The sequence below is a fragment of the Ruminococcus sp. Marseille-P328 genome, assembly GCF_964249465.1.
Lineage (GTDB): Bacteria > Bacillota > Clostridia > Lachnospirales > Lachnospiraceae > Blautia_A > Blautia_A faecis.
This window is the reverse complement of sequence record NZ_CAXUBQ010000019.1, coordinates 28,082-51,307: the sequence shown is the minus strand read 5'-3', so window position 1 is coordinate 51,307 and position 23,226 is coordinate 28,082. Positions and strand designations below refer to the sequence as shown.

Genomic DNA, 23,226 nt, shown 5'->3' with positions numbered 1-23,226 from the left:
CATACCCTGCTTTTCCATATGGAGGAATCAAAATGCCAGAAATCTGTTTTTATGAACCGTGGACCTATCAATTGTCATTGCCGGAAAAAATTGAGGCATATTTAAAGTTTGCAAAGAAAAAAAGAATCAGCTATGAAGCGGAAGACTGCTCCAGATATAATACGCGGACAAATGGAAAATCTGCAAAGCTTCATCCGCCTACATTGGCTGCTATTTTTAAGCTTTTGGGAATGAAAGAAAAAGAAGAAGGTGCTGCCGGAATTCAGCTGGCAGAAAAGTCTGTTCGTTATTTTTGCCTGGAATACCCGGTGGAGCAGGAACTTTGTGTCATGACGTACAATTATCAAAACGGAAGATTCTGTGGAATTAGAAAGAAAAATGATCCCGCAGGAGAAACAACAAAGATGCCTGGCGTTTTAAAGGGAAAATCTACCGGGGAGGAGTATCTTGCAATGCTTGTCTATGCAAGTATAGTTCCCGAAAGCCAGTATTACGACGATGAGTTTCATACCTGCTTTGATGAACTGAAACGTGCTATAAAAGCAGGACTGGCGGGGCAGGCGCTCAAAATGTCCTTTCGCTGCTGTGATAACCTGTATCTGCGGATGACTGCCACAACGGAGGATGCCATTTCTTTTGACCGGAACCAGTTTGCGGAAGGAAAACTGAAGGATAGTTTTCATCCATTTGACCTGAACTCCGGAATTTATGCGCCAAATGCCTGTATAATTGGTACTTTTAAAGTGCTGGGAGTAAAAGGAAGGAAGAAAGGTGCTGCTATTTCGGAGTTAAAGATGGAGTATGCAGGACATTTTAACTGCCGGCATAGTGAAAAAGAGAGGATCCCCACGCTTCCAGAGGATTACATTGTGAGCCAGGAGGTGGAAGAAATCCTGGAAATGGTCGTTCATACCCCGGCAAGGCTTTTTATGATGACGGGGGAAGCGGGAACTGGAAAAACCACAGATGCCAGGATGATCGCACAGATATTAGGTCTTCCCTATTATGTATTTACCTGTGGGCCTGGTACAGATGAGCTGGAGCTTCTTGCAAGTACGGTACCAAACATGGGAACGAAAAAGAAAACGCTTCCAGTGCTTCCAGCCTTTTACGACCTTCAGATGGATCCAGCTTCCGCACTTTGTGTACTTAGCGGAACCTATGAAGAGGGCATTTCAGAAGAAGCTGCATTTGAAAAACTTTTGCGCCTTGCTTATGAAAAAGGATATGAAAGTGCAAGGGCAGAGAAGGATTTTTTGTTGCGGGAATCAGAGATCATAAAAGCGTGCCGTCTTCCTTCCGTTTTGGAAATTCAGGAGCCGTCCATGATTGAAAAACCAGGGACGCTTACAAGACTGAACTCTCTTTTTGATGATGGAGCGGTGACAGATCTGATTAATGGGGAAAAAATAAAGAGAAATAAAGATACCATTGTGATTATGACTACAAACCTGGATTATGTGGGCTGCGGAAATTTTAACCAGTCGGTCTTATCCCGTATGAGCCTGATCCAGCCCAAGCAAAATCTCACAGAAGAGGAAATGAAGCGGCGGGTTATTGCACGTACCGGATATGGGGATGAGAAAGGCTTAAACTTTATGGTTTCGGCCATTCAAAAAATCCATGCTTATCTGAAGGAAGAAGATCTTCAGGATGGTGTGTGCGGCTATCGGGAACTGGAAAACTGGGTGCGTACCTTTCAGGCAATTAAAGATGTCAGGCGCGCGGCACAGGTTGCGGTTATCAGTAAAGCCACAATGGATCCGGAGGAACAGGAACATCTGATGAAGACCTATGTGGAACCGTATTGTTAGAAACAGGAGAATCGAAATGAAGGATACTTATAGAGAGCGGATCAAGGAAGAACAAAAAAAGTTAAGCCCCAGTCAGGTCTTTTTTTCAGAAGGTTATCGGAAACTTTTTCGGGACCTTGCAAATGAAGTGGCAGGGGAAAAACTGGAGCAGCTGCTTTTGTACCAGAGTACAGAAGACGGACTGGCAGGCTGGAATGATGGGAAACGAATCGGCATCAACATTGGCAATCTCATCACAGGCAGCTTTTTAGAACTGGAACAAAAAAGTGACAGCCTGATCGGGATATTAGGACATGAATGCGGCCATGCCAGATTTACGGATTCTGTACTTCGGAAAGTCTATGTGCAGAACATGCTGGCAGGCGTCTGGTATCCGGATGCACCAGAGCCGGAAAACGAGGACGAAGAAAAAGCCCTGAATGAGATGGATACCTGTCTGGCCGGGAAAAATCCAGTGGTGGTTCCCCTTCTGACAGAATGTGCGTCTTATATCAGCAACCTTTTAAATGATGTGTACATAGAGGAAAAGATGTGCAGCCTGTTTCCTGGAAGTATCAAAAAAGGAATTCTGATCAACCGGAGACGAAACGTGGAATGGATTCCCCCGTTAAAAGAACTGCTAGAGGGAAATTCAGATCCGGTTTCTGTTTTTTTAAAGGTACTTGTACAGTATGCCCTCCGGGGATATGCCAATTCCTGGAATATGGAAAGCTGTGAGATGCTGGATACCTTAAATGAGGTGAAGCAGTTTGTGAATCTGTCGGTGACAGCGGACAGTGATCTTATCCGTTACCAGGCCACCAACCAGATCCTGCTTAAGATGTGGAAGTATTTTCGGAATCTTTTGGAAGAATTGAAGCAGGAATGTCAGGAACCAGAAGAAAACGAGGAAGAACGACCACAGGAAGAAGAACCGCCGGAAGCAGAAATGCCTCAGGAAGAACCATCAGAAAAAGAGCCGCCAGAAGAGGACGAGCCACAAGAGGAACCGTCGCAGAAAGAACCACCGCAGGAAGAACCGGAAGAAGAAAAATCAGCAGGGGAAGAAAATTCTACAGAGGAAGATAGAAAAGAGGCATCCCAGGGAGAAGGAAAATCCGTGGGAGAAGATGAAGAGGAAGAAACAGAAGAATCCTCCACAGGAGAAAAGGAATCCAAAGAAGAGGAACCTGTAAAAGAAGGTGATACTTCTGGGGATAACAACTGGGAAGCTTCTAAGCAGACCGGGGATGAGGAGTCTCCAAATGCCTCAGAGGAGGAAAATAAATCAGAAACGGTATCTGAAAAAGCTTCTTCAGAAGAGAAATCTAAGGAAGCTGTAGGCGGTAAAGAAGGTCTAAAAGATTTTTCTTCGGATTCCTCCGATGAGGATCTTCCGACAGATGTATCCGGAAATGGAAAGGACGAGGCGAAAACCGGGAAACAAACAGAAGAGCTGACGGAAGAACAACTAAAAAAGCTGGAGGTCGCCATGGGGGAGTATCTAAAAGAACTGACCGAAGATCTTCCCAAATTTATTCAGGAATCGGAAGTGGATGAGACTGCCTTACCGGAACTTGAAAATGCCACGGTGGTCCAGGTTTCGAAAGAGGATAAGGAAGAACGGGAAGGCGCAGATGAAAAATCTGACCTTATACTGCAAAAAATCCTTTTAGATTTAGTATCAGAAACCGTGGACCAGGACATGGGAGTAGAAGCCCAAATCCGTCTGCAGGAGGAACTGGATGGAATGGAATTTGAAGCAGCCCATAACATGGTAAAAAAAGAGGTTCTGTATAAGAACACCTTCACAGAAACAGAAAAAAGCTGGCTGTCTGCATATGAAGCTTCGGCAAGAAAGGTAGAAAAAAGGCTTCGGACCAGGCTTCTTCCAATCCTGGAAAACCAGAAGGAACGGACGGAACGTCGGATGTATCTTGGAAAAAAGCTGGATATGCGTGCCATTGCGGATCCAGGCGGTGCCGTATATAAGCGGACATTTCCCGGAAAGAAAACAGATGCGGTGGTCTGCGTGTTGGTGGACAATTCTGGTTCCATGATAGGCCATCGTATAGAAGCAGCCAAGGTAGCAGCCCTCACCTTATACGATTTTTGCAGACAAGCCGGAATCCCCATTCTGGTTTACGGGCACCATACGGATGGTTACGATCATCGTGATCCAAGTGGGGAAACTGTTTATTTTCATAGTTATGCAGAGTTCGAGGAAGACAGAAATGACCGTTTGCGGATCATCACTATGGAAAACGATGGCAGTAACCGGGACGGGGCAGCCCTTCTATTTATGGCAAATAAGCTTTTAAAACGTCCGGAAAAACAAAAACTGTTGTTCCTTATCAGTGACGGACTGCCAAATGCAACCTGTTATTTTGGAAGCTATGCTATAGCAGACTTAAAAAAAATCAAGGAAAAGCTCGGAAAGAAAGGAATTTTGTTTCAGGCAGCAGCGATTGGCTGGGATAAAGAAGCTATCCGGAAGATTTATGGAAATGCCTATCTTGATATATCAAGCTTAGAGCAGCTTCCCATCCGACTGACAAAGCAGCTGGCAAAATTACTTCGAAGAGTAAACTAAAAGGAGGAGCATGATGCAGCATAAAAAAAGAAAAAAGATTTATTCCGAACAGTTGTTACAGATCCATGAGGATTCAAAAAAGATACATCCGGGAAAGGAAATCTACGCAACCGGGTATGTGATCGAGCTGAAAAAAGATTGTTATTTTGCAGGCTTTCAGGATGGAAAAATTCTGTGCCGCTCATTTGAGTATGCCCGTTATTTTTCTAACACCCACAGTGCGGAACAGTTTGTAAAAGAATATCTTGGATATGCAGGATTAAGATGCAATCTTTGCAAGGTGGCCTGGGGGCTTGCCGTTCACGGATTAGAGCCCGGATGGAAGGAAAACCTGAAGCCCTATAAAAACCAGGGGCAGATCCTTCAGTTCTCGTCTTATCACGATGGCGTAAACTATCAAAAAGAAAACCATCTGGAACAGACAACCTATGTTCTGCCTCTTGTGGACAGGGAAAAAGAACTTTATATTGCAGCGTAACTTTTTGGGGGACAAGTCGTCCCCCTTAATTAATAGGAAGAAATAATTTTAAATGGAGGCAATAACATGACCGTAAGGAAAGCTGGAAAAGGAATCGTAAGAAGCGGAGGCGGAACTTACCAGATTGGATATACCGATCTGTATGGAAGGGAACGGGAAACGGAACTTAGTGCATTCGGGATGAAGGATCTGGAAGAATTGTGGAGTTCCTTGTGTCCGGAATTTGAATGCCGAAAAAACAGTATCCGCTATATAGAAAGAGCATGAAAAGAAAAACGCAGGGCTTGGTGCCTGCCGAAATGGAGTGAAAAATATGGGAATGTATCATAAAAACCACCTGGTAGGACCTGGATTTAAAAGAATGGCAAAACGCCAGACTTCAAAAGGCATGAGAAGGGCAGCGAAAAAAAGCTGTCAGGAACATTTTGAGGACAGTATTACACTGACCAGAAAAAGCCATAACCTGCATGGGATTGATGCATTTAAGTTTAGTTGAAAAAAGGAGAAGTAAAGAATGGAATGGAACATCTATAAAGACTGGCTGGATCCCGTCTTGTACCGGCAGATGGTGTCCATGATCTATCAGCTGTCCTCAAATGCGGACAAAGAAGCATTTTTAAAACAGGAGAGAGAAAACAGCCTGTTTTATGGAATCTGTGAGCACAGCATGGAGGAAGAATATAATCTTCACTATCCCGGAGAAGTATTAGAGCGTATGAAAGAGCGGAGAACCATGACAAAACCGGTTTACCGGGCTCTTGGGCTTGCGCTTGCAGGGACATCCTGCATTCAGGAGACCTGTATGTTTAATGGTACCCAAAAAAGCGGCTTCTGGAAACAGTTTGGCAAGGTACTTGGAGAAAAGGATTTGTGTTACCTTGCAGTCCGGTGTCTGCTTGCAACAAAAGATCGCAGGCTCTGGGTGGATGCCCTGCACCAGTATCCATACGAAAAAGTGGAGGAAATGATCTTTATCCTTTCCGTTTTTCCAGAGTCGGATACGTTATGGCAGAAATTAAAGGGAAAGATCGCGGCCTGCTTTGGAAGGGAACGCAGGCTGTCTGTTTACGAAGACTGGCATTTTTATGCCTGGATTGCCATGAAATATGAGAAACGGCTGAAAAATGACCGGACCAAAGAAACTGCGGTGTTAAAACAGGTGGTAAAACTTTCCCAGACAAATGCGGCGAATGCAAACGGGGCGTTGGAGGAACAGCTTATAAAAAATGGATATCAAAAAGAAGAGGTCATTTTTTTAAATGGCATATTGACAGGGGCACGAAGATACCTGGATCCGAACTCATTGACCGCGGAGAAGATTGCAGTAAGGGTATTGAAAACCTTTCTGCCAGGAGAAAAGATGTATCCAGATGTGGTGTATGAGTTATGTGAAACTCTTTTAAGAAAATACGACTGTTTTCCAGTGCGCCTTGGTGGACAGGAAAAAATCCAAAATTGCCTGTATGGAATGAAGGTGGAAAATGTCCGGACTTTTTTAACGCTGTTTCCTTTTCGAAAAAATGGGATGAAAGAGTGGCATTATATTAATTTAAACCAGGAAAAATGGCACTGCCTGGTGGCACAGATTAAGGAGGAAGAGTTTGAAAAGTGCGTAAATGACACCCTGCGAAATGGGACATTTGAAAAACCAGAGCTGGAATCCTATCTTGCAGCCTATCAAAAGCTGACCGGACGGGAGTATGTGGAAATCTTCTGGAAGAAAATAGATTACGATCTTCGTCATGTCTTTCATCTGTTAAGCGAAAATGAGATCCTGGATGCCGTCGGTCTTATGAAACAATTTTTAAAGGAATACCGGGAAATGAGAAACAAAGAACCGGATCAGGATGCTTTTGAACCGATCCCTTTTATCGGAGAGGCTGATACCGGGGAGAATCAGACCGGGGAGGCAGAAAAAGTATTTGGGGAGAAATGGGATAGCATGTTGTATTACCTGAAAGCAGATATGGAAGATATAAATACCATGACCAGTTTTTCCATGTTAAAGCTCGTCATTACCCAAATTGGAATAGAGGGAATCCCAGGAATTCTGGAACCATGGAGCATGCTTCAGAGATCCTTTTCGTTGTATCCGTATGGAATTAGTCGTGGAGAATGCGAGATCTGCCGCCCGCTGTTGGAAAGAGGTGTACATCAGGAATTATTTATGTGGATCGAGGAACATCTGTTTTTAACAGATGTTGGAAACTACATCAGCTTTTTGAGGAGCATCCTGTTAAAAGACAGTACAGGACTTTGGATGGAACCAAAGGAAGCTATGCAGATGGCAAAAGAAATCCTTCCCTATCTGGAGGACAGTAGTGGGAAAGAAACGCTGCGAAGAAAATACATGTCAGAGGAAGAGCTGCGAAGCCTTGAAAGGGAAAAGGAGTGGAAACAGGTGCAGGAAACAAGGATGAGAAAGCTGGAAGAGGAAAAGAAAATCAAAAAGGAATTTAATCTTCTGCTTCGGAAAAATAAGGGGACAAATCAGCTTTTCGAACAGATCTATAACTTTTATTACTATGGAAGATATACGGAAAATTCCTTACGTGCCAGGATCATTCTTTCCTATATGCGGGATTATCTGGACAGAAGAGGAAAAATTGTAACCAGCAAAGAGGAAATAAAATATCTGTTGTTGCTGTTTCAGAACCTGTATAAAAATGAACAGATAGCGTTAGAGGGCATCAGGCAGATGATAGATTTGATGGAGGTTGCATAATGATAGAAGTGATAAAAAGACATTTAGCGGAACGAAATATGCTAAAAACGGCGGGCCTGTCTCTTTGTTACCTGGCAAAAAAGGGAGAAGAAAAATGTGTACGGGCAGCAGAAGCCATCATTCAAAATGAAGTTATGGATGTGATCCCGTTCTTGGGGGAACAGGTATGTTTGTACATGATGGAAGATCCGGAAACGATTACCTATCTTGGAATCCTGAAAAAAGAGGGATGTGAGCTGAATGCATACCGGTTCCAGCGGATCCTATTGGATGCGGGGACAGATAAAGTTTCGGATTTTTCTTATGAACAGGTAAAAGCCGTGTATTTTGATCCGCTGGTAACCGATGGAACCGCTTATTCTTATATGAAATATTATGGAGAGCAGAATGTAAGCAAAGAAGAAAAAGAACAGCTGGTAAAAAGTATTGCCATGTGTATGGAGGTGCTGGACTTTGAGAAGGCAGGGGAAAAAGACCATATGCTGCTTGTGAATCCGGTATTCTCATCAGAGCTGCTGCTTGATCTATTGGAAAATGTAAACAACCTTAAAATTCTTCAAGATCAAGGTTTGATGGAGCTTGTCAATACGCTTGCCGGGTATGAAGCTGAGATCCAGTCTCTAAATCAGAAACAGTTCGATCAGATGAAGGAAAGACCTGTTGAGATACTGGAAAAGTTAAGGATTGTGACCGGGTACATTCCAAAAGACAAGCTGACGGATGGATTAAACTTATGGCTGTGGAACGAAGCTCTGTATGAGGATCTTTGTAAGCTGGAACGGGCATTTACAGATGGTGCGGATCCGGCGGAGGTATTTTCTAGCAAAGTGTCCTATGTGAATACCCTGTACCAGAATCCCTTATCTAAAATTTCTCTGTCCAGTTTAAGTGTAGAAAAATCAGAACTTCTATTATATGCCATCACACAGAAAAAGAAGGCATTCTTAAATCTCATCAATGAGGAACCGGAACTTTTTTATGATCTTCTAAATGCTTCCATGCTGTTAAAGAAAGAGATGTACCAGGAGTATATAAACTTAAATACCCTCAACCGGAAAAATTTAAAAGATAGTGCGGATCTGATTTTATCGAATGACAGATTCGAACTTTTGGCAAAGCGGGAGCATACATTTGAAGAGTTAAAGCTTCTTTGTACTGCAAAAGAGGCGTTGATCCGTTTGTATGAACAGCTGACCTGCAAATGTGATGAAAGACTCATGGTTCTTCGGGAACTGATAAAACGGGAGTGTGTGCCGTATTCCTTTTGGAAAGGACAGATAGAACCACTTGCAGCTGCATTATCCAAAAAGCCGTTATCCAGATGGATCCGGGAGGACTTTCGGAACATTTCGGATTTAAGCTACGGAACGGCACTGTGGCTTCTTGTTTACCGGGAGCAGCTAAAAGGCATGGAAAAAGAGATCACCATGGAACAACAGGCCCTCTATCTGTTAAAAGATCTGGTACTGGTAAAAGAGTGTGATTCGTTAAGTGAATTAAAAGAAAAGCTGATCTTAGGGGATGTTTCCTGGAGGCTGCTAAAAGAAAAACTGTCGTTTTCAGAAGAATTTGTACAAAATAATGCTGCTCGGATTGGCAACTTTCTATTTGTAGGTGGGGCTGAGATCATGGAAACTTTTCTGGAACGGCAGCCCTCCAAAATCGAAGAGATCCGGAGACTGGTTACAGCAGAGCTTCTTGGAAAATTTGACGAACTGAAATATCCATCTGGGGATCTCATGCGTGAGATTGATTTTGAGGTATCCGAAGAAGCGGAAAAAGAATGGAAAAAAGACAGGACTTTTACTAGAGGAAACCTGGTATTAAAAGAGGAAACCGGTCTTCTTCCAGTCATGCAGATTGGAGAGATTCCAAGCTATTCCTGCCTCTCCTACCGTTCAGGGTTAAACAGCGATTGCCTGTTATCCTGCTTTGATTCGAATAAAAAGTTTTTCTTTATCCGAAAAAATGGACAGGTGGTATTTCGGACCATGATACGATTGACAAAGGGATCCTATGTGGGTGACAGAATGCGAAAAAAGATTCAGTTTGCAGATCTGGCAGAACCTGGGGAACCAAAAGAGGAGGAAGGGGAGGAACTGGTATTGTTCTTGGAGCGCTATTACGAGAAGAATCTGACAAATGAGGAAATGGACCAGGCAATATACCTTGCATTTGTGGCTGCAAAAGAAAAAGCCAAAAAGCTGGGAGCCAGGTTGGTTCTTAGCTGCTATTACCAGGATGATGTGAAAACGAAGGAATATATAAAAAGCAATTATTATTTATATATTTCCAAATCCAAAAACGGCAGCCAGTACCTGGATAGCCTATACGGGGAAGCGTCTGTTTCTGCTTCTGGAGACTATAGCAGCAATATTTTTTTGCTGGAAAATAAAGAACAGGAGGTAGCAGCGTGAGCGTGCAGAAGCTAAGAAAAGAAAGGGCAAAGAAGTTAAGATATAAAAAGCCCATTGCAAAAGGGCTGAATTGTCAGGATATTTTAAATAACTTGTATGAAATGTACGAGGAATGTACAAATGTCATTTGGTTTATGGATAACGATCAAGAAACCCTTTTAGAGTCCTTGAATGATGATGAAGCGGAGGCAGAGGAATTTAAAATTGCGTTTTGTAGCTTGCAGGCAGACTGTGACCAGATGATGGAGGATCTTCAGGAAGAGTGGATTCCTAAGTGTTTTGATTTGTTTTTCGTTGCGGCAAAAGCGGGGGATTATCTTGGTTATGATTCCTACGAGCAGGATTATTTTGGAATCCGTGGAAACGAGGCCTGGGTTGAAGATGAGGCAAAAGAAAAGTTAATGCGGCTTACCAAGACTGAATTGATCGCAGCAATGCGTCAGTGCTTTAAGGTTTATCAGTCCTATGTTGGGCTTCAGTATCGGTATGACAACTTGACTGCGGCAATGGCGTTTATAAAAGGGGAGCATACGGACTACCTGGGGATTATAAAGAAAATCGAAGACCTGTATGAGGCTGCCAGTAAAGAACAAGGAGATTATGCGAAATATACACAAGCCTGGCGGGAGTTTGACCGCTTTGCAAAGGAAATCCCAAATGAAGTATGGATATTCTAAGAAAAGATGAGTGAGGAAGTGTGTATGGCAAGGGCATTGTATGATTTATGTAGAAAGGACGGAACGGTGATGGTTTATTCCATCACCGGACCGGAAGTGGCAGCAGCAATCGGCTGTAAGCTGCAGGATGTTTATAATTCTGCGTGTTATGGACAATTGATCCAGCACATCTATTATGCGGAAGTGATTGACCGTCCGCTTAGCAGGAGAAAGGATATTACCCTCTTAACGGAGTATGACCGTGTCCGCAAGGAATTTCTAAAGAGACACAAAAACAGAAGAAAATTGTTTGTTAAATAGGAGAAAGTAAGGGACTGGAAACAGTCCCTTACAAAAATACTGAGAATTGTGACGTGAAGCGTGTTGTTGGGAATGGCAACTCTTTTTGAAAATCGATCGGGTATTTTATGCATTGGTTTTGACAAAAAATATATTTTACAGTACTGTGATAGAAAAAGGAGTATTGGAAATGAAGCTACAGGATAGATTGGAACAATATTTAGAATATTGCATTTACAGAAAAGAACTGGACTCAAAAACGGTAAAAGCGTACCGGATCGACTTGAATCAGTTCTTTTCTTTTGTATGCTGTGATGTGCCAGAAAAAGAAACGATTGAGCGGTATATTACGGAGCTACATAAAAAATATAAGCAGAAAACGGTGAAAAGAAAAATTGCATCGGTAAAAGCCTTTTATAGTTACCTGGAAGAAGAGGAACTGTTAAAACAGAATCCGTTTCGAAAAATAAAAGTTAAATTTAAAGAAACAATAGTTCTGCCTCGGATTATCCCAAGAGATGAGATAGAGCAGCTCTTAAATTATATGTATACTTACCTGAATGGTCTTTCTGGCATTGGATATAAATATGGTTTGCGTGATGTAGCGGTTGTAGAGCTGTTTTTTGCCACTGGAGCCAGAGTATATGAAATATCGAATATTCGAAATGAGAGTATGGATTTGAATTCCGGACGAATAAGAATTATGGGAAAGGGAGGAAAAGAGCGGTATATCCAAATCAGCAATAAAACTGTTATAGAAATTCTGCGGAAATACTATGTAGAAAATGAGAGGGAAATAAAGAAGTGTGGATATTTTTTTGTGAATAATAGAGGAAACAGATACACAGAACAATCTATTCGTTTTATGTTAAAGAAATACACGAAGAATGCTGGGATTGAATCAAAAATTACACCCCACATGTTCCGACATTCCTTTGCTACATATTTGATTGAGGAAGGCGTAGACGTGAGCTGTGTGCAGCAGATTTTGGGGCATTCATCAATAAAAACAACTCAGATCTATATTCACGTAGCAGCCAAAAAGCAAGCGGATATTTTGCGAGAACGACATCCGAGAAATAATATGAAAATTATGGATGCTGCGTGATATTAATATTTAGAATATTGGAGCAGTAGGCCAGCTGAAAGCAGGTGGTCTTTTTTATGTGCATAAATGTGAAATGCTGGAAATCATGTAATAGCATTTCTCAAAAAATAATTATATAGTATTAAAATATGGAAAATTTGTATGAAATTTGATATAATCTTTGTAGATAATTCTTAATTATCTTAATAAATAAGACATTAGGAGGCAGTGAAATGATTTCACAAGAAAATTCGACAGGTAGACCATTGGCAGATGCAAAATGGTTAGAAAATCACCATCGTGCAAAACTACCTGAAAGAACTGCTTTTGCTAAGAAATTAGCAAAATTGAATCCGAAAAATATTGTTGACTTAGGCTGTGCAACTGGTTTATGGCTTGAGCTTTTGAATGATATACTCCCGTCCGATTGTGAATTTATCGGCATAGATAGTGATAAAGAATCTCTAAAATCAGCAACTGAACGAAGCAAATTATGGGACAGAAAAGTTAAATTTCTTCATTTAGATTTGGAAAAGGAAGTTGACAAAATACCTCCCTGTGATATAACTTTAGCCTTTAATATTTTTCCATATATTGACGATCTGGATTCCTTTATAAAGGCGTTATGGAAGAGATCTCCACATGGAGTTCTTGCAGTACGGCAGTACGATGGTGCTTCAATTCGTTTTGGTCCAATGGATACAGCTATAAGACAAAAGATGGAGTTGGATTTAAGAATAGCAACTGAAAATAGTCAAAAATTTCACCATTATGATATGGACAGGACATTTTCAGCTTTGCGTAAATCCAACTATAATAATTTTGAATATAGTTTCGAATTATTTGAACGAGTGAGTCCGTTTGATGAAAACTTTATTCCCTATTATCAAGGCACGCTCATCTGGACCATTCAGCATTTATCTGAAGTATCTGCAAATAATCTAAAAAAATGGATGGAAGCTGACGCGCTTATGAAAAATCGCTATTTTTATGAAGTTGATTTAGTTGCTCTACTGTCATAATCTTCGACCGCAACACGCCACAGACCTTTGTATTGCGCAGCAAACATATTAAGTATTTCAGTATCTCTAGATAGCAATACAACTGGGTCTTGTGGTATATCTCTAAAATCCCAGTTAAATAAAACTTCTTTAGTACCATCTTTATATGTCAGAATAACAAAACCGATTTGGGGTTCTGATTGTGCAATCAGTTTATATTGGTAATTGCCTTTATGCTTTTCAGATACTTGAATGTCTATTTTTTTGAAACGTTCAAGTGCGGATTTATCTCCAATATCTTTCCAAGTTAGACCTTGATTTACATTTTTGGCAATTTTAACAAATGATTGTTGATAAGAAGTACCATCATATAAGCGTTCATTCGTTTGAATCTCTTCATCTTCGAAATTAAACGAAGTATTTTGTACATAATCTAGAACAGGCAATCTATTAATAATATATTCCCAAGCGTATTTTGGGGTTCCCATTTTTGTTACATGTAAATAGTTTTTTACGGTTTCACAAATAAGTTCTGAATCCTCAGATACTTTTTGCACTTCATTGTGAGTAGTTATATTTTGCCCAATAATCAACACAATTATAGAAAGTAAAAATGCTGGCACAGCTGCTAATGATGATTGCGAAGTGTATTTTAATGGATCGATATAATAAGTTATTACAAAAGTTGCAATAGTCAAAACCGAATTAAATATCAACAGAATCAATTGTTTTGTTGATGAATTCATTTTTTTCATATGAGCCCTCTCTTAATTAATTATAGCAGATAATTAAGAATTATCCTGTATTCAGTTCCAAAATATAAAGTATTATGAATTTTGAGGAGAAGTAGACGAAAAACGATCAAAAAAGTCAGAAGGTGAATTATAAAAAAACAGCACAAATTTTCATTTCTCCATATAAACTACATAATATTGTCAGGGAAATCCTGGAGCAGCATAATGCCTGGTATGAAATGACGAATACAAAGGAGGGCGTTTTGTTCCAGTTTAAAATAGAAAACGGAACCTGCACTTTATAAAAAGCAGAATTTGATAAATTGTTTTATATTATCAGAAGAATACGGAAATTATAGGATAATCGGTTTGATAAAATGGTGGATAAGCCCCCGATAGTATGGATCTATATAACTATGCTGTCGGGGCTTTTGTAGTTGCGGATGTATATAAGACATTAAGATACAGATTATAAAATATTTTATCAGATATGCAAATGGTTATTTAGAATTACAGGATCTAAGTAGATTACGAAAAAATGAATCAATAGGTTAATCAAACAAGAAAGTGATTTTCATTTATATGTAAAAATTACTGAAAAGTAAATTAGAGATGTTATAAATATAATAAATTTTTAAAAAATCTTTTAGAATGATTGACAAAATTATAGATAAATGTTATGATTTTAACAACAAGAGAATAATTATGTGGTCGGCTCCTAAAGAGCCTGTTTAAGACAATCCAGTGGAATTCTGGAACTAGACCTTTGTGTTTACCTGTGTATAGCATTTTGTATCATGAGTGCTTAAGTCAGACCATACTACACGTAGCGAAGACTCCTATATCTATTTATAAGGGGACTTCGCTTTTGTTATCTAAATGTGATTTTTCACGGTCAAGATCTGAGTTATAGGCAGACCTTGATTTGGAGAATAAAGAAACAGGAAGGAGGGCCACAGGTCGGATTAGCAACAAAATGATAACTAAAAATTACAAAAAGAAAAATGGTTTTAAATTGAAAGGAGACAACACCATGAAAAAGAATTTTAAACGAGTATCCGCTATTATCTTAGCAGCAGCAATGTCAATGAGCTCAAGCGTAATCGCTTCCGCAGCAAAGATGAATATCTATGTTAGAGATTACGATCAGAAAGTAACAAATATTTATCAGGAAACTTCAACTACCCCAACAATTGTACTTGATACGAATCCTGGTGAGTCTATCTATGAAGCTATTGCAAAAGGAAAAGTAGCAAGCGATTCTAATAATGCGTTAACAGCAAGCATTAGTTCTGATTGGAATAAAGTAACCAATAAAGATGGCTCAATTGACTGGTATTTGATTTCTATGGGAATTAATAATCGTGCTAAGACATCGTTTGCTACAAAAACAAATGACAATAACTATTCAGATTTGGAATACGATGATGAAGGCAATATCATTCATGGCGTATGGAGCGGACATTCTTGGATGTGGCTGGAAGGTGGTATGGAAAGTATTAACAGTACAGCGTATCCGGAATATACAATGAGTGATGCTGTGTGCCCGGCAAGTGATTTTTCAATCATCTTAAGCTATGATCATTCTGAATTAAAATGGTAAGTAGGTGACAGTGAGAGATGAAACGTAAACAATTTTTTTTCATTCTTTCTACTTGCTTAGCCTTATCTGCATATAGTCCAGTAAGTGCAGCAGAAGCTACATTTAGTAGTTTTGAAGAAGATGAGACATTTGTATCAGAAGATGAGGACTCTTTTTGGGATGAAAATTATGATATTATAGATGATGAAAATGATGACTATAATTTCGTTGATTCTGAAGAATGTGGAGAGACTGAACAGGCTGAAATATTTGCTGATGAAGCTGATACAGGATATACAATAGTAAAAAATGGGGTACCAATCGAGTTTAAATATGATGGGACAACATTATATTTTAGGCTAACGGAGGGTGCAACAGAAGGAAAATTACCAGATTGGGGATCTGTTGCTGGAGCAATGTGGTGTCGTGGCAAGCTACAGACAAGTGCACAGAACGTAACGAAAATCGTTATCGGTGAAGGAATAACAGCTATTGGCAAGAATAATTTTTGCAAAGGCGGAAATAAGTTATTTGAAAACTTAACAGAGGTTGATGTGCCGTCAACACTTTCTGAAATCGGTTTCGGAGCATTTCAGAATGACACTAAATTAGTGAAGTTTGATTTTAATAATATAAAATCAATTGGTGATGTTGCGTTTGCTGGCACTGGATTTACTGACGTTACAATTCCTTTAGATGGTGTTATTCTTGGAAGCAATGCTTTTTATAATTGCAAGAATTTATCATCAGTTTCCATTGGTGATTCTGAATTATCAGATGGAATATTTTCAGATTGTAATTCTTTAGCTGATATTCATTATGCGAGTAAATTAGTGAATATTCCAGCAAATGCATTTCAAAGAACTGCACTATCCTCTTTTAATTTTGATGGAGTTGAATCTATCGGTAAAACAGCATTTCAAGGAACAAAATTAGAAACAATTAGTCTGCCAAATGTAAAAGATATTAGTTCTTATGCATTCTTAGGATCATCGGTGAAAAAGATTTCATTCGGCAATGCAGAAATAAATGTTGCTGAAGATGCATTCTCTAATTGTAATGATTTGACAGCAATTTGTTATGTTGGAAGCAGAGAACAGTGGAAAAATCTAGCAATCAGCGCATCAGTTTCTGAGAATGTTCAAATTCATTGCAAGGCAGATAGTGTAGAACCTAAAGTTGCTACTTGTACCGAAACAGGATTGAAAGAGGTTGGTGTTTGCGAAGTATGCGGTGATCATTATTCATATGCAGACGATGAAAACGTACTTCCTGTAGACACTGTGAATGGACACAACTGGTCAGAGGATTATGTGGTGGATCAGGAAGCAACCTGCACAGAGCCTGGCTCCAAGAGTAAACATTGTACAAGAGAAGGCTGCGATGCGAAAAATGATACCCAGGAAATTAAAGCTCTCGGACATGATTATGTTTCCAAAGTAACAAAAGAAGCAACCTGCACAGAGAAAGGAATTCTTACTAAGACTTGTAGCAGATGCAACGACGTTGTAACAGAGGAAATTCAGGCACTTGGTCATGATTTTGCGAAAGACTATACCGTAGATGTGAAAGCTACTTGCACAACTGACGGTAAGCAGAGCAAGCATTGCTCCAGATGTGATGCGAAAACAGATGAGCAGAAAATTCCAACACTTGGACATGATTTTACATCTAAAGTTACCAAGGAAGCTACTTGTACAGCTGATGGCGTGATTACCAAAACCTGCAGCAGATGTGATGCAACTGAAACAGAAGCAATCAAAGCAACTGGACATAAGTTTGGTGACTGGAAAGTAGCTGCTGACGCAACTGTTTTCGTACCAGAGCAGCAGGAGAGAATCTGCGAGACTTGTGGAGAAAAGGAGACAAAGACAGTAGGAACTGCTTTAAAAGCGACAGCCACTGTAAATGCTTCTACATTAAAACTGAAAATAAAGCAGTCCACATCGGGTCTTAAAGTTACTGGTCTTGCAAAGGGGGATTCCGTAAAGACATGGAAATCCACCAATACTAAGATCTTTACTGTAAAGGGAAGTGCAAACGGTACCTGCAAGCTTACAGCAAAGAAGGCTGGTACTGCAAAACTTCAGATCACTCTTGCAAGCGGCCTGAAAAAGACTGTAACTGTGAAAGTGCAGAAAGCTGCTGTAAAGACTACAAAGGTTACTGTAGCAAATACAAAAGTAACAGTTAAGAAGGGCAAAAAAGTTACCCTGAAACCAGTGGTAACTCCATTTACCTCCAAACAGAAGGTTACTTACACAAGTTCCAATAAGAAAGTGGCAACGGTTTCCACTAAGGGCGTTGTAACTGGAAAGAAAAAAGGAACAGCAAAGATCACAATTAAATCTGGTTCCAAATCAGTAAAAGTTACTGTTCGGGTAAAATAAGTATTAGGATCAAGGCTCTTCTTCCGTGAGGAAGGGGAGCCTTTTTTAGAAGGAGTGGCTGAAAAAAATGAAAAAAATAGGACTATGGAAAAAAATAGCCAGCTGGCTGCTTGTTTTTTTATTGGTACTGCAAATTCCAACCGACGTATTCGCAGAAGGTTGGATCAGTGAGAATGATATTTCTATATCTGTAGATTCTGTAGAGAATGAAGACGCTGATTATAATGAAGAGGAAGAAAACACTGATTTTTATAGTGATGAAAATATAGAAGAATCAGAAGGTGATAGTTTTACTGATTCAGAAGAGTTGTCAGAGGCAGATATTGCTTCCTTTAGTGATGAAACCAGTCTGTCTGAAGATACAGAGACACAGGAAATTCAGGTTACTGTGAGTGTAAGCAAAGACGGTAAATTTTTAAATGACAAAGACGGTAAGCCTATGGCTGGCCGTACCGTATTGCTTAGTGGCAAGGCGTCTTACACTATGGATGATGCCCTAAAACTAGCGCACGACTTATATTATCCAGGTGGTTCTGAAGCGGGATATGATTATCATGCAGATGATAGTGGTTTATATTATGGGCTTATTTACAAATTATGGGGAATTAATCGCGATGCTGTTCCGTTTATAAAATCGGTATTAAACAATGATAGCGCAAATTATCAAACTTCTTTAAATAGATTGATTCATGACGGTGATGATCTTTGTTTCTTTATTCAAAAACGAAAAAGTGTGGATTCTTATGCATATTTTACAAGGAAAACACAAACGGTTTTTGCAGGGCAGGATATAACGTTACAGCTGAAAGAAACAAGTGATGCACATATTTATAGTAATTGCCAAAGCGCATCTATTTATATTGACGGAGAAAAGGCAGAAGGTTTAATTACAGATGAACAGGGTAAAGTAACTATATCAGGATTGGAATCACGGGAGAAACCATATTTTATTACGGCAGAGAAAATGGAAGAAACTGCTGATGGTGATAGAGCTACTTTAATATCAGCAGCTTATTCCTATATAACAGTTATTCCAAATGAAAGTGTTAAACAATCTTGCATAGATACAGTAACACTTCATTTTGAGACGGAAGAAAAAGAAAAAGATATTGCTCTTAGTGTATTAGATGGAAGCCAGGCATTTATTGTTCCAGCGGAAATGACATATGTAAATACGCATACTAACAAAACCGATATGTATGTTAATGTAGGCATGAAAGATGTAGTGAGTGATGACTGTCATGTTTATGCTGTTTATACAAGTCCGCGAGATCAAGCGGAACATAGAGTAAGCTTAATCCAAAATAAATATGTATATTTAAGCCAGGCAATTTCTAAAGATGCTATATTGGATCAAGGAAAAGGATATAATTTGGCTATTCGATCAATACGGATAGAAGTAAGTAAGAATGGCAATGTTATTGATTCTTGCGATCTTGAAATTCGTTATCGTAATCATTTAAAAGAAATAAAAGTTATTGACCCAAAAAATCACGAAATCCCGTCCAATCTAGAAGATTCATTGGATAACCAAGAACTTATTGTCAATATGCCAGAGAATATTGAACATATTAATCTTGAACTAGAAGCATACGGATATAACTCTTCTCTTAAAGTAATGTTGGAGAAAGAGGAAATTAAACCGGATTATTTAGGCAAATACTGTATTGTACCAAATTGGGATAATAAAGAAGAGTATATAGCGACAATAGAAATTATTGAGGGTAGCGACGTATATTGTCAGGAAACAGCCAAATACTCTTTGATTATAAAAAAGAGTGGAATTGACTATACTCCAGATGTTACATTTAAAGAACCATTTACTAATATAAAAACATTACATTTGGGAGATACACCTTTAACGATAAGTGTGCAAGCGTCAGTGCCAGGCAATGGAGAGGGAAAATTTACTTATCAATGGTATTATTTACAGAGTACAGAGCGGTATTTTAGAGCATGGAATTATCCAAAAACAGCTTGTAAAATCATAGAAGGGGCTACAGAACCTACTTATACTGTAGATACAAATGAAGCTAGTTCAGAAAAATGTTATTGCTGTGAAGTTACTTATGAACTGAATGGAAAAAAATATAGTGAATGGAGTTCGTTTGGTCAGTATGAAGTACTTCCGGAAACTGTTTCTTCCCCTGTAATAACAAAGCAACCTGAAAGTATTATATATGTAAAAGGTAAGCCGATAACTTATCAGCTCAAAATAGAGACGGAAAAATCGCAATGGTTTACAGAAGACACTTTATATCAATGGTATAAAAACACTGAAAATAATTCCGAAAATGGAACTTTGATTCCAGGTGCTACAAAAGATTCTTATATACCACCAATTCCAGACGATGGCACGATGTACTATTACTGTAAAGTAAAAACAAAAAGACTGGAAAATTGGTTTGACTCGTTTTATAGTGAGGAAATCTGCTCTGATGTTGCAGCTATGACTGCAGTGGATGAACCACTTCCGTGGGAAGGAAATGGCACTGAGGAGTCTCCTTATCTAATTCAAAATCTGTCTGATCTGGAAGCTTTGCAAAAGAAAGTCAATGTAGATGGATTTGATTTTTATGGAAGCTATTTTTCTTTAAAAGAAGATATCAATCTTCCGTCAGACTGGAAACCAATTGGTACAATCCAACCTGGAAATACCAGCACAGGGAATGGAAAATATATTTGGCCATTTTCTGGCATCTTAAATGGCGAAGGTCACACGGTCACAGTCGCGACTAATGGAAAGCCGCTGTTCAATTATGTTCGTGATGCAGTGATTGAAAATCTCAATCTTTTGGGAGAACAGATTAATGGATATGGTCTGGTTGACCGTTATACGGTTGACTATGGTCCTGATGGTGTCTATAATACAGGATGTCCGGATGCAGTTACGATTCGGAATGTTACGTTAAAATCTGGCATGAGTACCAAAAAGGCAGGACTGATTGGAGGATATGCTTCCGGAGCCAACTCAATTGTAATTGAAAACTGCAAAGCAGAGAGTGGTGTCCTGATCGGATATACAGGTCAGGAATCCAGTATTGGAACTTTTGCTGGTACAATTAATGGAATTATTCGTAACTGTAGCAGTTCAGCAACTGTAAGAGGATTAAACAAAGCCGGAGGGTTAGCAGGTGCTAAAGGCCAATCTATGGGTTCCTGTACCATTGAAAACAGCAGCTTTACTGGAAGGGTAAACGCTACTGGCAAATGGGTAGGAGGAATCCTTGGAAGCGGCTATGAGGCAGATTCTGCTCCGAATACTCCGGTTGCTTCCGTGAAAAACTGTTATGTAGCAGGAACCATCAGTGGTGTATCAAACGTTGGCGGAATCTTTGGTGGGGAGCCAAGCTGCATGCAGTGCTGGGGAAATGGAAGCGGATCCGTTTCTAACAACTTCTTCTACGGGACTGTTTCTGGAAAATCAAATGTAGGGGCTATTGTCGGATATTTAAAGAGCTTCGATAAATTCCAGGGGATTTCAAACAACTATTATTTGGATTCCTGTGGGGCATCTCAGGGAATCGGTGAAGTAGAAAACATCCTGACCGTAGAAAATGATTCCAAATATGGAATCGACTACGAGTTTAACCAGAGCGATTACTGCTTTGCAAAAACCGCCGGGGAATTCGCCGATGGCACCGTAAAGGATGGATTAAACAGCGGCAATTACCATAACTGGGAGCAGGGAGAGCGTTATCCGGTTTATGGAGCTGGCGCTTACCCGACAGGACTTACCCTTACCGGAGATTACAAAACAGAGTATTACATCGGAGAAGAATTGGATCTTTCCGGCGGTATCTTTACCGTTACCTGGAGTGATGGAAGCAAGACCAATCCATCTTTTGAAGAGATTACAGTGATCGGTTATGATCCCCAGACCAGGGGTAGCCAGATGCTTCAGTTAAAGTATGGGGCTGTTGAAACAACTATTACGGTGAAGGTTTTGGTAAAAGCAGAGAAGATCACCGTTTCCTTTAAGCTCCTTGGAGATAAGGCCCATGACAGTGATTCGGACGGTGAGGTGCATACCTTAAAGGCAGGAAACCTGGAGACCTGGATCCAGGAGACCAGTGTAGATACTGACAGCAACGCAACGGTACTGGATGTACTGGAAAAAGTGCTTGCAGACAATCAGCTTGAATACAGCAATCCCAAAGGCAACTATATTGATTTTATCACCAAAGATGGGGAAAAGCTTGGAGAGTTCACCAATGGAAAGAATTCCGGCTGGATGTACACCTTAAACGGAATCCATTCCGATCTTGGTGTCAGTGAGCAGTTTTTAACAGATGGAGATGAAATTGTCTTCCATTATACCGATGATTACAAACAGGAGCACGACCATAAGTGGGTGGAAGGCTGGACTTCCGACGCAGAAGGCCATTGGCATGAATGCAAATCTGATTATGGAACCTGTGATATTACCGATAATACGAAAAAGGGCGGTTATCAGAATCATACCTACGGAGATGGAAAGGTAGTAACCGCAGCCACCTGTAAGTCAGAAGGCCAGATGGAATATACCTGTCTGGTGTGTGGCTATACAAAGACAGAAGTTATTCCAAAAACCAGTCAGCATTCTTATGATACTGGAACCATCACTAAAAAGGCCACCTACACCGCTGCCGGGGAGAAGGTTTATACCTGTACTGTATGCGGGGCAACCAAGACGGAAGTGATCCCGATGCTTACTCACGCCCATAACTTCACCTGGACGGTCATTTCCAAAGCGACTGTTTTTTCACCAGAGAAACAGGAGGGAATCTGCTCCATCTGCGGTGCGAAACAGAGCCGTGATAACGGAAGCAAGCTCGTCGCAACCATGAAGTTAAATGTAACCTCCATCAAGCTTCAGAAGAAGCAGACTACAACGAAAGTAAAGGTTACTGGTCTTGCAAATGGCGATTCCGTGAAGTCCTGGACTTCCAGCAACAAGAAGATTGTGACCGTGGATAAAAACGGCAAGATCAAGGCTGGTAAGAAAACTGGAAGCGCGAAGATTACCATCACCTTAAAGAGTGGCAAAAAAGCAACCCTGAAGGTGAAAGTACAAAGCGCGAAAGTAAAAACGACTAAGATTACCGGATTAAAGACGAAGCTCACCCTGAAAAAGGGCAAAAGCCTTACCTTAAAGCCTGTGGTTGCGCCAATCACCTCCCAGGAGAAGGTGACCTACACCACTTCAAATAAGAAAGTGGCAACCGTTACGAAAAAGGGTGTGATAAAAGCCAAGAAAAAAGGTACCGCAACGGTCACAGTGAAATCTGGAAAGGTTACAAAGAAAATAAAAGTAACAGTGAAATAGCAATCGGAACATCCACCAATGCCGGACAGAGATTATCTGGTGTTGGTGGATCTTTTTATAGGAAAACACAGAGTTCATCCTCACATTGGAATTGCCGCAAAGAAAAAAATGTCTTAAAATATGGGAAAATGTAAAGTTTTGTTATTGCATGAATATAATAGA

At 40.0% G+C, this 23,226-nt stretch carries 15 protein-coding genes; 14 read left to right on the top strand and 1 reads right to left on the bottom strand.

Annotation, left to right across the window (positions count from 1 at the left end; translation table 11 throughout):
* Nucleotides 1-32 precede the first annotated feature (32 nt).
* The 11 genes from ACESTK_RS13835 (at nt 33) to ACESTK_RS13785 (ending at nt 13,071) form a co-directional block, all read left to right on the top strand.
* On the top strand, nt 33-1,814 hold the full coding sequence (locus ACESTK_RS13835) for a hypothetical protein (protein ID WP_177271823.1): 1,782 nt from the start codon (nt 33-35) through the stop codon (nt 1,812-1,814).
* A gap of 16 nt (nt 1,815-1,830) precedes the next feature.
* The gene (locus tag ACESTK_RS13830) at nt 1,831-4,386 is read left to right on the top strand and encodes a hypothetical protein (protein WP_177271824.1); all 2,556 of its coding nucleotides are present in this window, start codon (nt 1,831-1,833) and stop codon (nt 4,384-4,386) included.
* Nucleotides 4,387-4,399: 13 nt separating this feature from the next.
* Nucleotides 4,400-4,864, top strand: a complete 465-nt coding sequence (locus ACESTK_RS13825) for a hypothetical protein (RefSeq protein WP_195700028.1) — start codon at nt 4,400-4,402, stop codon at nt 4,862-4,864.
* Nucleotides 4,865-4,930: 66 nt separating this feature from the next.
* Nucleotides 4,931-5,131 (top strand): hypothetical protein, encoded by a 201-nt coding sequence (locus tag ACESTK_RS13820; RefSeq protein ID WP_177271826.1) that lies wholly within the window; start codon nt 4,931-4,933, stop codon nt 5,129-5,131.
* A gap of 46 nt (nt 5,132-5,177) precedes the next feature.
* Nucleotides 5,178-5,360, top strand: a complete 183-nt coding sequence (locus ACESTK_RS13815) for a hypothetical protein (RefSeq protein WP_173718716.1) — start codon at nt 5,178-5,180, stop codon at nt 5,358-5,360.
* An 18-nt stretch (nt 5,361-5,378) separates the two neighbouring features.
* Nucleotides 5,379-7,589, top strand: coding sequence for a hypothetical protein (locus tag ACESTK_RS13810; RefSeq protein ID WP_177271827.1), 2,211 nt, complete (start codon nt 5,379-5,381; stop codon nt 7,587-7,589).
* On the top strand, nt 7,589-10,006 hold the full coding sequence (locus ACESTK_RS13805) for a hypothetical protein (protein WP_177271828.1): 2,418 nt from the start codon (nt 7,589-7,591) through the stop codon (nt 10,004-10,006). The genes ACESTK_RS13810 and ACESTK_RS13805 overlap by 1 nt, the downstream gene beginning before the upstream one ends.
* The gene (locus ACESTK_RS13800; RefSeq protein WP_177271829.1) at nt 10,003-10,683 is read left to right on the top strand and encodes a hypothetical protein; all 681 of its coding nucleotides are present in this window, start codon (nt 10,003-10,005) and stop codon (nt 10,681-10,683) included. Before ACESTK_RS13805 ends, ACESTK_RS13800 begins: the two co-directional genes overlap by 4 nt.
* Before the next feature lie 24 nt (nt 10,684-10,707).
* Nucleotides 10,708-10,983, top strand: coding sequence for a hypothetical protein (locus ACESTK_RS13795; RefSeq protein ID WP_177271830.1), 276 nt, complete (start codon nt 10,708-10,710; stop codon nt 10,981-10,983).
* A gap of 169 nt (nt 10,984-11,152) precedes the next feature.
* A complete protein-coding gene (locus ACESTK_RS13790) occupies nt 11,153-12,070 on the top strand; it encodes a tyrosine-type recombinase/integrase (protein WP_177271831.1) in 918 nt (305 codons plus the stop codon).
* Nucleotides 12,071-12,282: 212 nt separating this feature from the next.
* Nucleotides 12,283-13,071: a trans-aconitate 2-methyltransferase gene (locus ACESTK_RS13785; RefSeq protein ID WP_187564954.1), complete on the top strand. Its 789-nt coding sequence runs from the start codon at nt 12,283-12,285 to the stop codon at nt 13,069-13,071.
* On the opposite strand, the gene ACESTK_RS13780 is transcribed toward ACESTK_RS13785, so the two are convergent.
* Complete coding sequence (locus ACESTK_RS13780) at nt 13,038-13,805, bottom strand: hypothetical protein (RefSeq protein ID WP_187564955.1); 768 nt, start codon at nt 13,803-13,805, stop codon at nt 13,038-13,040. The two genes, ACESTK_RS13785 and ACESTK_RS13780, sit on opposite strands and share 34 nt — an antisense overlap.
* Before the next feature lie 1,012 nt (nt 13,806-14,817).
* Here ACESTK_RS13780 and ACESTK_RS13775 point away from each other — a divergent pair.
* The 3 genes from ACESTK_RS13775 to ACESTK_RS13765 all read left to right on the top strand — a co-directional run bounded on the left by ACESTK_RS13775 (nt 14,818) and on the right by ACESTK_RS13765 (nt 23,064).
* A complete protein-coding gene (locus ACESTK_RS13775) occupies nt 14,818-15,387 on the top strand; it encodes a hypothetical protein (protein WP_272067041.1) in 570 nt (189 codons plus the stop codon).
* A 17-nt stretch (nt 15,388-15,404) separates the two neighbouring features.
* Nucleotides 15,405-17,756, top strand: a complete 2,352-nt coding sequence (locus tag ACESTK_RS13770; protein WP_195700026.1) for a leucine-rich repeat protein — start codon at nt 15,405-15,407, stop codon at nt 17,754-17,756.
* 67 nt (nt 17,757-17,823) lie between these two features.
* Entirely contained in the window at nt 17,824-23,064 is a 5,241-nt protein-coding gene (locus ACESTK_RS13765; RefSeq protein ID WP_195700025.1) for an Ig-like domain-containing protein, read from the top strand.
* Nucleotides 23,065-23,226 lie beyond the last annotated feature (162 nt).